An 11,555-nucleotide genomic window follows, 5' to 3' on the forward strand; every position below is an offset into this window, starting at 1 on the left:
ACTTGTTACTTATTACTTGCGCGTAGCTCCATACCTTGAGACAGAATGAAAATGAACATGGATTACGCGATTGCATAACCCATACCACAATTAACTCAGTAACTCTCCAGTCTCTTGCAAGGCGTGTAACCTGTGATAAATTCCTCCATGACGCAATAACTCATCATGACTACCAACTTCGATAATTTTGCCTTGATCTAAGACTACAATCTTATCTGCTTCTCTAACGGTACTCAAACGGTGAGCAATAACTATAGTCGTGCGGGTACCTTGGAGTTCTCCCATAGCTAATTGAATAGAACGCTCCGATTCGTAATCCAAGCTAGAGGTAGCTTCGTCAAAAATCAGTACATCTGGCTCAACTAGCAATGCTCTAGCAATTCCTAACCGTTGTCTCTGTCCACCAGACAATCTCACACCACGTTCACCAACCACTGTGTAATACCCTTGTGCTAAATTCTCGATGACTTCATCCAATCTAGCGATTCTACTGGCTTCCTTAACTTGCTCAAAGGTCGCATCTGGTCTACCATACTTGAGGTTATCCAAAACAGTACCGTTGAAAACATCCACCTCTTGGTGAACGATAGCTAATCTACGGCGATAATTACCTACATCCAAGGTGCGAATATCTTCTCCATCCATGAGAATTTGACCTTGACTTGGTTCAAAATACCGTAATAGCAGTTTTACTAAGGTAGATTTACCAGAGCCAGAACGACCTACTAATGCCACTGTTTGATATGGTTCAATTAACAGATTGATATCATGTAACACTGGACGATTATCTTCGTAGCTAAAATTGACATGGTCAAGCTCTACTTTTCCTGTAAATTTATAGGGTGATTGGGTTGCTGTGGATTCTTCCAAAAGACCAACTGTATCTTTTCCCGATGGCTCTTGGAGAAATTCGCTAAATCGCACCATGGAAGAATAGCGCCGAGCAAAAACTTCTGCCAAATTACTAATAGGTTCTAACTCTGCATAGGCCATACTAGAAAGAGTTAAAGTCATAACAAAATGACCCAGAGTAATTTTGCCATTAATGGTCGCCGCTAAGGTTAAACCTAATACTACAAAAACGCAAAATTGAATTACACTTCTTTGCCAAGTTCCAAGTTTCACATAACCTTGATGAATGCGGTAATCAACGACAGTTAACTCTCGCTGTAAACGCTGTTCTTGTCGTTTTAATTCCTTCCTTTCCGTTGCAAATGCTTTGACGGTTTTGATATTGGTAATAATTTCTGATGTATGACTTTCGGTATCCTCCATATATCTATCTAGGCGACTTTCGTACCACATCAAACGCTGTAACTTTTTTAAAGTAAAGCTGAGGATAACAACAAAAGAAATCAGAAATAAAACCGCAATCCGCCACTCAATTACCCAAATAAATACAAAAATCCCCAATACCCGAAATAACTTCGGAATCAACTGTCCGGCAATTTCTGGATATGTCCAAGTGTAGTTGGATAGTCCCTTTGCTACTCTTGATGCAATCCTACCAGGGTTATTTTCATCATAAAACTCTAGAGGTAAGGTGAGAATTTTGGCGATCGCTTTTTGATTTTGATCCTGACGCGCTTTTAAGGCTATATCCCAATGAAACCAAGAAGTTAACCAAGGCTGTGTCGGCGCTCTCACAACAGTCACCACAAAAATTAAACCCAGTAATACCCCTAAAGATATATTTTTATCCACTGAGTAATTAATACTGTCAGCAAAAGTCGCAATTGCTCCTTGAAGTGGTTTATCTAGTGGTTGACCAGAAAGAAGATTTAAAATCTGCCCAATGGTGTAAGGTACAATCAAATCAAATATTTCGTAAAGACTGGAAATCCCAATACTCAAAATACTCAATTTCCAGTACGGACGAAAATAATGAAGAATATCTCTAAATTTTGCCATGATGCACTCTCATCAGGAGTTTTCGCTTCTGATTCAAGTTTTATACTACATTCTGTAATACGAAAAAGCAAGGGCAGACTGAATAAATCCTCCTTGGGTAGGAGGAATTTGATTTTGGGACTGATTCAATTGGGTATTAACTCGCTACGTGAGAAGGAAGAGGTAACTTGTAAATTCCAAAACACTTATGGCATCCCCCTCCTCCTGCTTTCTTTGTTTAATCTATGGGTAAAACCATGATTATTGAAATTAATTCTGATGAAATAGATGATAGTTGATCTAATCAGTCCCATTTACTCAAATTTACCCATTTAAGGCATAATTAAACTTATAAATAGACTCCCAAGAATGTAAAAAAATGCTCAAATTTGTCAATGCTCTATTTAATCGCCAATCACAACAGGTGAAAGCAGATGTCGAAATTTATACATGGCAGACTTGCCCTTATTGTATTCGTGCGAAAATGTTGTTGTGGTGGAAGGGAGTAAAATTTACTGAATACAAAATTGATGGGGATGGAGCAGCTAGAAACCAAATGGCAGAACGAGCCAACGGAGGGCGAACCGTGCCACAGATTTTTATCAATAATCAACATATTGGTGGTTGTGATGATATGTATAAATTAGATACACGAGGTCAATTAGATTCTCTTCTATCTGTATCATCTAATTAATTAATGTATGTTGATTGAGGAGATATTTAAAAGTATAGTTAATCACATAAGTAATTAACTATAGGGTGACTGTACTATTTGATTGCATCCATCATGATTTCAAATAGGTCTTATTGACAAAATCCTTATAAAATAGGCTAAATATCTATATTGCGAATATATGACCAAATTACAATATGCAGATATAGCTTGTTAAACATATTTTGGGATATCTATGTAATATTTATGGTAATGAAGATAATAAAGTATATAGAGAAAGGGAAACAGAGTATTTTGCTAATTTGCAATTGAGAAAATAATATAAATACTTTGTATCTAAAAATACTATATATCCTTTGCGATTGCTTATTTGAGGAACTAATAATTATCTTCAGTATTTTTGCTGTCTAAATAAAATTAATATGTTAATTAGTAATACTCAGTATTTACAACATAGACAATGGATGAGTTATGCATTAAGCTTAGCCAAAACAGCAGGTAATGCTGGTGATATCCCGGTAGGGGCTGTTATTATTGATTCGTCTGGCAACATAGTAGGGAAAGGAGAAAATCGCAAAGAACGTGACCAAGATCCCACAGCTCATGCAGAAATGATTGCTTTAAAGGCAGCTGCTAATCAGTTACAAACTTGGCGTTTACATGAATGTAGTCTCTATGTGACCCTAGAACCTTGTCCAATGTGTGCAGGAGCAATTGTCCAATCTCGCTTAGGACTTTTAGTTTATGGAGTGGACGATCCGAAAACTGGCGCAATTCGTACAGTTGAGAACATTGTCGATAGTGCCGCATCTAACCACCGGGTTAGTATCATTGCAGGCGTTCTTGAATCTACCTGTCGTCAGAATCTACAAGCTTGGTTTGCTAATCGACGACATAGAAAAAATAAAGGACAGAGGTAAAACTGTCCAGTTGGAATCACACAAGTCAGGGAAGAAAATCTACGGTGTTACTATCAAACATTTTCCCTATCTTCCATTGAGCAACTACCAATCACCGTTATGATGGAACTCAACTCTTATTCAGATAATCACTGCAAAACAAAAAATACTCCTGTAAGTAATAGAACTGCTAATACTTCTCATGTTTCTCCTTGGTTTAGTCCTCTGGCTTACTTCTTAGGACGTAATTTAGTTTTACCCTTTTATTTTCGTCAGATTAGAGTCACTGGACAAGAAAATATTCCTGAAACCGCACCTTTAATCCTTGCTCCGACCCATCGTTCTCGTTGGGATGCATTACTAGTACCCTATGCTGCTGGTCGTTGTGTGACAGGAAAAGATTTAAGATTCATGGTGACGATGAATGAATGTCAAGGATTACAAGGTTGGTTTGTCCGACACATGGGTGGTTTTCCCGTAAATCCCCAACGTCCATCTGTGACAACTCTCCGCCACGGCGTTGATTTACTCCAACAGAAAGAATCTTTAGTAATTTTCCCAGAGGGAGGTATTTTTCGTGATGGAAAAGTTCACCCTCTTAAAGCAGGAATTGCTCGTTTGGCTTTAACTGCTGAATCTAGTCATCTAGGGCTAGGAGTGAAAATTCTCCCCATAGGAATAAATTATAACCAACAATATCCTCAGTGGGGTGCAGATGTCAGTATTAATATTGGTACGCCAATTTCTGCAATGGATTATCTCAATGGTTGTGTGAAACAAGATGCGAAAAAATTGACTCAAGATTTAGGCAAAGCATTGCAAAAATTAAATGAAAATCCCGTGGTAGTTACTAGTCGTCCCACCTTAGTAACAATGTCTAATTCTTAAATTTCAATTATCTATGTGTGGATTTAATTCAGAAGTTTGGACCATGGAGAGGAAGATATATAGGGCTACGCACAAGTAATAAGTAATAATTAAGCCATTGCGGTGGAGGGGTTCCTCGGCATAAAGCAACTGCTATCAAATAGCGCGCCTCTTGCTCCCTTTGGGAGAGCTGAGTCGCTTTCGCGACACCTGCGCGAACGCTAACAGAGGAGCTTAGCTAATGCGAAGCTTATCCATTCGGCTTTGCTGTGCCCGAAGGGTTTAGGATTCACTCCGAAGGAGTAATAAGTTCACTATTCATAGGTTTCAGGATTCAAGAATGTCCTAACGTGCTTTGGTATTGCTATCAAATAAAATTATTTGGCAAGACATTAAATATCTAAATTCCTAAATATAATTCCCAACTATTTATTTTACCTACATCTTGTGATGCCATATCTATTACCCATAATTGCCAATATCCTTTAGTTGATAAAGATAATAATTGTTTAAGTACTGGATGGGAGCGCATAGCATAGGTAGTGCGTAAATTTGTCCGACGACCTAATGTACGATTTTGTAATAAGACTCGCTGATTATTGGGAGCAATTAAGTAAATTTCTAAATCCCCTAGAAATTCATGGCTAATATCAACTTTCACTTGGATATCTTTAACTAGGTTAGACTCAGTAATCGCAATTATACTATTTATTCCTTGGGGATAATTATCAGGAATTTTCATGGCGCGATCGCTTTTTTTGCCGATGTATTGGCTTACCTCCCCTTTTACAACACCCATTTGAGAGGCTTTTTCTACTGCTCGAGCAGCATTAACTTTGCCGTAACCAAACCAAAGGGAATGACCATTCTCATCATAAGTACCCGCCCGCATTCCCAATTGAGGATCAGCATTCCCGTCAACAATCTTATCCGCAGTTTCTTCTAAAATCCCCTTGACTTGTTGAGCGGTTAAATCTGGATTTGCCGATAAAATCAGGGCTGCGACTCCTGCTACCACAGGGGTAGCACTGGAAGTACCACCAAAGTTGCTAGTAAAGTCTCCAGGATCGTAACCAGCCGTTCCCAGTTGATCTGTAGTAAACATACCCTTTCCTGGGAGATAAGTAGAAATGGCTGGTTGGGTAAACACAAACCCTGTTTCTTGGAACCACATTCCTGGTGGAGCATTGTTACTAGGGGCACAGACAGAAATATTTTCCCCCCAATTACTATAAGCGGCTTTTGTATTTAAACTAGTAGAAGCAGCAACGGTAATCACATCGGGATGTACCGCGAAACCACCTAGCCAATGGGTATTGCCCTGTAAAATATTTTTTGGCCAATTACGTTCGTGTACCTTGCCATTGACTGGACGATTAGCATTACCCGCAGCAAATAAAATCACACACCCTTTACCATTACGTCCTTTGCTTGCAGCATTAGCAATCGCAGCCCGTTGGCGTAGGGAAAGGGGAAAATACACTGCTGAGGCTCCCCAGCTACAGGAAATAACACTGGCTCCCTTTTCTACAGCCCAATTAAAGATTTTTTCGATGGAATCATCATCTAGAAACCCAGTGGTACGAATAGGCATTAATGCACAGCCCGGAGCTACTCCTACCACCCCCCTACCATTTTCCTCTGCGACGGCTATACCCGCACAAGCTTTACCATGACTGGTTTCTTTCTCTCCTGGTAATGGTAAAAAATCATTTTGCTTTAAATCTCTGGGGGCGACAATTTTGCCAGTTCCTTGAAAATCTGGGTGATTTAAGTCAAAAGAATCATCTACCACAGACACCACTACAGAACGATTACCGCGAGTGATATCCCAAGCTTTTTCGACCGCAATATGGGATTGGGATGCTAATTGATAACCTCCATTGTGGCTGAGATACCATTGCTGGTTATAGAGAGAATCACGGGGTTGGTAATGGGTTTCTTGGTGGATGAGAATATTCGGTTCCGCAGCCACCACATCCGGTAAAGAAATTAACTTATTAGCAATTTTAATTGGGTTATTGCTGGCTTGTTTGCTCACCAGGAAAACGAAGGTATTGGGTAGTGTAGTGATAACTTTATGCTCAATTAAATGAAATTGAATTCCAAGGGAGTGAATCCTAGCTAAGTTTGCTTCAGAGGTAAATTGAATAGTCAGTTCATCAGTAAGATAAACAAAGGCTCCTGGATTATCTTGGAGTTGATAAACATGACTAGCAAAAGCAACATTTTCTCCTTCCCTGGCTTGGGACATAGCCCTTTCCAAGTGCTGGGGAGTGACTCGGAATAATTCTAAGTTTGCCTGAGGGATACTACGTTGCCATATACCCCACCCCAACTGAGATAATTGTGATGGTGATAGTTGGGGATGAAAACGCAGGGTAAAGCGATCGCTAACCTTTTGTAAACACAATTCTTCCCCACCGCGTTGTAAAATCATCCCCAGGCTACTTTCTGGTACACCTGTAGTGGAAACATCAGTAGAATTTATATGATCGTTCATAGTTGATGATTGTAACTACTGTCTAGAAACTATGGGAACTAGACACCACTGAATGTAAGTCTAAATTAGATAAACTAAATAAACTCCAATATAATTGGCTTTGCATTCCCAAAGACCAAAACAGAGTTAAGATACCCAAAGTTTATATACCCTATTTTGTTGAGTTGTTGCTCCCCTTAAACCCATGAAATTTGCTGCAACTGTCCCCTTAATTTGTTCTACTTTATTATCAGCGATCGCCAGTATACACTGGTTATCTCCAGCTAATGCTCAAGTACAACCTCTACCAGCCTCTTCTCCCAGTGAAATCAATCCCGAAGATCCTAATAACCTGCGCCCAGCCGCTGAAGCTAGCAGTCTTTTAAGCATTAAGGGGGGACAACGGTTGATGAGCGAAGCTAGCAGCGCAGTTTCCTCTCAAAACTATCCCCTCGCTTCTAATAAGCTCAAAGAAGCACGCATCGTTTTTAATCAACTCTCCAATTCATATCAACAGCTTTTCTCTAGCTTTTCGGGTATTGATAACAGGGTTGCTGATACCTTACGGAAAAAGGCATTAGAAACAGCCCAAATGCGTGACGAAGCCACCTATCAGCTAGCCTTGGTACATCGGGCTCAAAATCAGCCAGAACTAGCCTTTCCTTTGCTAGTTCAAATTATTAAAAGTCAAAACCCAACCCGAGAATTGGGTAAAAAAGCTTATCAGCAGTTATTTGAATTAGGTTTTGTTGATTCTCCTTTTCCCAGAGCAAAAAATACAAACTCTTCCTCTCGCAAGTAACATCCTCTCCCGGTAATCTAGAACACAGATTCAGTCATGCCAAAATTCCTAGGGTTAAGTGAAGGAGGGAAGGAGAGAAAGAAATAGTACTGCTCCCTACACCTCCCACACTCCTCCGATTTTTGCACCTGAGAATCCATGACATGGATTTAAGTAGGTTGGCGTAAAAAATTATCGTTTGGATAAGGCAGGGGGCAGGGAGCAGGGAGCAGGGGGAACAAGGGTTTTAGGCTTATTTACTATTCTTCACATAGTTTGGTTTTATTGTGCCGACTTACTTAGCACAACTTCAAGATATATAATATATTGCTTTCCTTTCTAACTCCCCTCTAAAATAAAAGTAGTTTTTAGGAATTGCGATGGTTACTACGCAGCAAGTTGAGACAATGATTAAGGCTCAAATACCAGATGCTCAAGTACAAGTACAAGACTTGACAGGTGGTGGAGATCACTATCAAGTAACTGTCGTTTCATCACAGTTTGCCAACAAAGGTCTAGTACAACAGCATCAACTGGTTTATGGAGCTTTACAGCAGGCTATGTCTACTGAAGCTATTCATGCTTTGGCAATTAAAACATATACTCCTGAGGCTTGGCAGTCTACAGTAACTTCATAGGCTAAATTAAGAGCATTGAATCTTAAATCTTCCACTCACTCCTAACTGAAAATCAAGACATTATCAGCGACTTAAACATTATGAAGCCAGAAGTACAAGAGAGAATTGAGAATTTAATCTCACAAAACAAAATTTTTGTTTTCATGAAGGGAACCAAATTAATGCCTCAGTGTGGCTTTTCCAATAATGTTGTGCAGATTATTAATTCTTTGGGAGTTCCCTTTGAGACAATTAATGTTCTAGATGAGCCTGACATTCGTGAAGGGATTAAAGAATATTCTAAATGGCCTACCATCCCCCAAGTTTATATCAATGGAGAATTTGTAGGCGGTTCAGACATTATGGTTGAACTCTACCAAACAAATGAATTACAACAAATGGTAGAGGTTGCTTTAGCTTCGTGACATACTCCACACACTCCCCTAAGCCCTTCGGGCAGGCTTGCGCCAACGGGTGAGTGTGGGCTTTTCAGGGACTCCTCTATGAGGAGATTAACTGAGCTTGAAAGCCGTGTGCCCCACGGTCTTGTGCTGTCTTGTGTAGAAATATTATTTTCACAGTAGGCTGCATTTGAAGCATTTAATTGGGTTACACCTGCATTTATGATCCTACCATAATTGGCATTTACTCACCGACCCCTGCCCTGTCAATCCTGGGGAGTAGTCAAGGGTAAAAATACTTATCCTCCTTAAACTATAATTTTGTGAGCATCAAAATCCCCCCCTGTATTTAGAACCCTAGATTCTTCAGGGAGGGGAGGGCTTTTCAATATTTTTTGCCAACAGGCATATTTAATATGATCATTTGACAATTGCAGACAACGTGCTATAATTGTCAAGACTCGTTATCGTCAATTTGACAGTGTGAACTGTGATTTTTCAGAAATTACAGTAATTAATAATAATCCAGCTCTGGCTCTGGTTGTACGGTGACAAAATTAGAAACATCGTACAAGTAGCGAGTAGCCTCTTCTTCTAAACGATGAATCAAGAAAGGCTCAATGGCATTGCTATTTCGCAGTGCGGCTAAGTAGCCATCCAAATACATCCGTATATCATCAGTGCGATAACCCCGGTTCCATAGGTCAACGAAAGCGTCCGTCAATCTTTGGTAATAGCGGATGGTTTGTGTGTCTTGGAGCATAACTACTGTTAATAATCTCTCTAGAATGAGAATTGTAAATGATTCAAGCTGAAATGTGAAGTATTCTTTTTCAGATTGGTATCTATTGGAATCTCATATTTTGATGTTCGCTCAGTTACAACAATAGCTGATACTTAGATCCTATGACAGAAAATAGAAAATCTCACAAGTTAGTAAGCTATTTTTATAATTCGGGTTGGATAAATTATCAATCCATATATCAATATTTTTGTCAAATAAATTGCTTCAAATAGTTAGCCGTGGTCGTTTCCAGGATTTGTCCTCCTTGCCATCATCTTTTATTAAAAATTTTAACAAATCTAACAAAAATTTAAGAATAGTAATATTTTAGCTCTAGTAATGACTTACAGCAGGCTAGATTATGAATTTTGGTTTATGAGGAAACAAAGATTATGGTAAGGAAGTAGCAACCGTTACAAAACCTACTATAGAGCCTTTGTTACTTTGAAGGTCATAGACGCTAAGGGGTCTTGACCGTGGGTTCAGTTAGTATTCAAATCATTGAGGGGAATCCCCATCTGAGATCGTTGTTGGGTTGGCACTTGCAACAACTGGACTATCGGGTGCATCAAGCAGCCAGTATTTATCAAGCAAGGGAAGTTTTTCTCAATCATCAGCCAACACTCATGATTCTTGATGCGGACTTGTCTGATGGGGATGGGTTAGAATTTTGCCGGTGGTTACATCGCCAGCAACAGCCTTTGATATTAATGTTATCTGCTCGCAATAGCGAAGCTGATATTGTTATGGGTTTAAATGCAGGTGCGGATGACTACCTCAGCAAACCTTTTGGGATGCAGGAGTTTTTAGCACGGGTAGAGGTTTTAATTCGCCGAAAGCGTACCCCCGTGGCACCAGCTTATTTAGATTATGGAAATTTGCAAATAGATTTAATCCAGCGTCGGGTTCGTTTTCAAGGAGAATTTATAGATTTAACACCCCAGGAATTTAGTTTATTATATGTTTTAGCCCAGGCTGGAGGGTCGCCTCTGAGTAGATCGGAATTATTGCGTCGTGCTTGGCCTGATGCGATCGATAATCCCCGTACAATTGATACTCACGTATTATCCTTGCGAAAAAAGGTGGAATTAGACCCTCGGCAACCTAGCTTAATTCAAACTATCCGTAATGTGGGGTATAGATTTAATATGGAGATTTTGAACTCCAATTTATCTCCTTCACAAAATAAGTTAACTAAAGAGCGATTTAGTAATCAACGTTCAACACTGACTACTCAACTCAATGTTCAACGCTGAGTATTTAAGTATACTACTAACAGAGTGATGAGATGATGAGAGTTTGAGATGCTATGCTTAAAATTCAAAATCATCTTCAGCCTCTGCTAGTTTAATAGTCTCTGGTAATTTTGCCCAATCAACCATAGAATTTACTTGATTAACCAAGAGACGACCTTGTTTTAAATGCAATAAGCGATCGCAAAATTTTTCAACTAGATCCAGTTGGTGGTTTACCATCACAATTGTGGTTCGATGATTATGAACGATATGGTCAAGAATTTGTAATAGTTGATTGGTTGTACCTGCATCTAAAGCAGAAGTTGGTTCATCTAATAATAAGATTTGTGGCTGGATAACTAAAGCACGAGCAATGGCTACTAGTTGTCGCTGTCCTACTGATAACTGTACTTCGGTTCTAGCCAACCAATCATCGGGAATTTGTAATTTCTCTCGCCATTCACCAGTTCTTTGTTCTATGGTTTGTTTGGAGAAGCCACGCAAGGCTAGAGGATAAGCCAAGGCTTGTTGCACAGTCATACCCAATAGTTTAGATTCTTGGGGAACCAGGACTACCTGCTGGCGTAATTCGAGGACGGACATTTGACTGTACTCTTGACCATGAAAATAGATATTACCTTGGGTAGGGGTACTCAGACGATTCAGGAGACGTAATAAGAAGGTTTTACCTGCACCAGATGCACCAATCACAGCAATGCGATCGCCTTCAAAAACCTCAAAAGAGATATCCTGTAATATGGGGTATCCTCGCTGCTTACCGAGTAAACTTGTATATAAGTAAACTTGGTCTAATCTGAGTTTTGGGGATAGAGAATTTTCCAAAGCCAATACAATTTTGGATTTTAGATTTTAGATTTTAGATTTTAGACTTCGTCGTGAGCCTTCAGTCGAGCCGTCGAACTATT

Annotated in this window: 11 protein-coding genes; 7 read left to right on the plus strand and 4 right to left on the minus strand. The window is 39.5% G+C overall.

Features of this window, described 5'->3' with window-relative positions; genetic code table 11:
- Positions 1-90: 90 nt before the first annotated feature.
- Positions 91-1,911, minus strand: coding sequence for an ABC transporter ATP-binding protein (locus CALSC_RS04060; protein WP_088240135.1), 1,821 nt, complete (start codon positions 1,909-1,911; stop codon positions 91-93).
- A gap of 358 nt (positions 1,912-2,269) precedes the next feature.
- Here CALSC_RS04060 and grxC point away from each other — a divergent pair, with 358 nt between their 5' ends.
- The 3 genes from grxC (at position 2,270) to CALSC_RS04075 (ending at position 4,350) form a co-directional block, all read left to right on the plus strand.
- A complete protein-coding gene (gene grxC / locus CALSC_RS04065; protein WP_088240136.1) occupies positions 2,270-2,584 on the plus strand; it encodes a glutaredoxin 3 in 315 nt (104 codons plus the stop codon).
- Positions 2,585-2,985: 401 nt separating this feature from the next.
- Positions 2,986-3,483 (plus strand): tRNA adenosine(34) deaminase TadA, encoded by a 498-nt coding sequence (gene tadA / locus CALSC_RS04070; RefSeq protein ID WP_088240137.1) that lies wholly within the window; start codon positions 2,986-2,988, stop codon positions 3,481-3,483.
- Positions 3,484-3,585: 102 nt separating this feature from the next.
- A complete protein-coding gene (locus tag CALSC_RS04075) occupies positions 3,586-4,350 on the plus strand; it encodes a lysophospholipid acyltransferase family protein (protein WP_088240138.1) in 765 nt (254 codons plus the stop codon).
- A gap of 379 nt (positions 4,351-4,729) precedes the next feature.
- On the opposite strand, the gene CALSC_RS04080 is transcribed toward CALSC_RS04075, so the two are convergent.
- Positions 4,730-6,832: a S8 family serine peptidase gene (locus CALSC_RS04080; protein ID WP_088240139.1), complete on the minus strand. Its 2,103-nt coding sequence runs from the start codon at positions 6,830-6,832 to the stop codon at positions 4,730-4,732.
- A gap of 184 nt (positions 6,833-7,016) precedes the next feature.
- Here CALSC_RS04080 and CALSC_RS04085 point away from each other — a divergent pair, with 184 nt between their 5' ends.
- The 3 genes from CALSC_RS04085 (at position 7,017) to grxD (ending at position 8,634) form a co-directional block, all read left to right on the plus strand.
- Positions 7,017-7,613 (plus strand): hypothetical protein, encoded by a 597-nt coding sequence (locus tag CALSC_RS04085; protein ID WP_088240140.1) that lies wholly within the window; start codon positions 7,017-7,019, stop codon positions 7,611-7,613.
- A gap of 359 nt (positions 7,614-7,972) precedes the next feature.
- The gene (locus CALSC_RS04090) at positions 7,973-8,230 is read left to right on the plus strand and encodes a BolA family protein (RefSeq protein ID WP_088240141.1); all 258 of its coding nucleotides are present in this window, start codon (positions 7,973-7,975) and stop codon (positions 8,228-8,230) included.
- 80 nt (positions 8,231-8,310) lie between these two features.
- Positions 8,311-8,634, plus strand: coding sequence for a Grx4 family monothiol glutaredoxin (gene grxD / locus CALSC_RS04095; RefSeq protein ID WP_088240142.1), 324 nt, complete (start codon positions 8,311-8,313; stop codon positions 8,632-8,634).
- Between the two features lie 490 nt (positions 8,635-9,124).
- On the opposite strand, the gene CALSC_RS04100 is transcribed toward grxD, so the two are convergent.
- Positions 9,125-9,373 carry a DUF6761 family protein gene (locus CALSC_RS04100; protein ID WP_088240143.1) on the minus strand — a complete coding sequence of 83 codons (249 nt, stop codon included), beginning with the start codon at positions 9,371-9,373 and terminating at the stop codon, positions 9,125-9,127.
- Between the two features lie 497 nt (positions 9,374-9,870).
- Here CALSC_RS04100 and CALSC_RS04105 point away from each other — a divergent pair, with 497 nt between their 5' ends.
- On the plus strand, positions 9,871-10,650 hold the full coding sequence (locus CALSC_RS04105; protein ID WP_088240144.1) for a response regulator transcription factor: 780 nt from the start codon (positions 9,871-9,873) through the stop codon (positions 10,648-10,650).
- A 57-nt stretch (positions 10,651-10,707) separates the two neighbouring features.
- On the opposite strand, the gene CALSC_RS04110 is transcribed toward CALSC_RS04105, so the two are convergent.
- Complete coding sequence (locus tag CALSC_RS04110; protein WP_088240145.1) at positions 10,708-11,472, minus strand: ABC transporter ATP-binding protein; 765 nt, start codon at positions 11,470-11,472, stop codon at positions 10,708-10,710.
- Positions 11,473-11,555: the final 83 nt, after the last annotated feature.

The sequence above is a fragment of the Calothrix rhizosoleniae SC01 genome, from assembly GCF_900185595.1.
Lineage (GTDB): Bacteria > Cyanobacteriota > Cyanobacteriia > Cyanobacteriales > Nostocaceae > Calothrix_A > Calothrix_A rhizosoleniae.

Coding starts and splice junctions, on each gene's coding strand:
- grxC (WP_088240136.1), top strand. CDS start 2,270: ATGCTCAAATTTGTCAATGCTCTATTTAATCGCCAATCACAACAGGTG.
- CALSC_RS04090 (WP_088240141.1), top strand. CDS start 7,973: ATGGTTACTACGCAGCAAGTTGAGACAATGATTAAGGCTCAAATACCA.
- tadA (WP_088240137.1), top strand. CDS start 2,986: ATGTTAATTAGTAATACTCAGTATTTACAACATAGACAATGGATGAGT.
- CALSC_RS04080 (WP_088240139.1), bottom strand. CDS start 6,832: ATGAACGATCATATAAATTCTACTGATGTTTCCACTACAGGTGTACCA.
- CALSC_RS04060 (WP_088240135.1), bottom strand. CDS start 1,911: ATGGCAAAATTTAGAGATATTCTTCATTATTTTCGTCCGTACTGGAAA.
- CALSC_RS04085 (WP_088240140.1), top strand. CDS start 7,017: ATGAAATTTGCTGCAACTGTCCCCTTAATTTGTTCTACTTTATTATCA.
- CALSC_RS04100 (WP_088240143.1), bottom strand. CDS start 9,373: ATGCTCCAAGACACACAAACCATCCGCTATTACCAAAGATTGACGGAC.
- grxD (WP_088240142.1), top strand. CDS start 8,311: ATGAAGCCAGAAGTACAAGAGAGAATTGAGAATTTAATCTCACAAAAC.
- CALSC_RS04075 (WP_088240138.1), top strand. CDS start 3,586: ATGGAACTCAACTCTTATTCAGATAATCACTGCAAAACAAAAAATACT.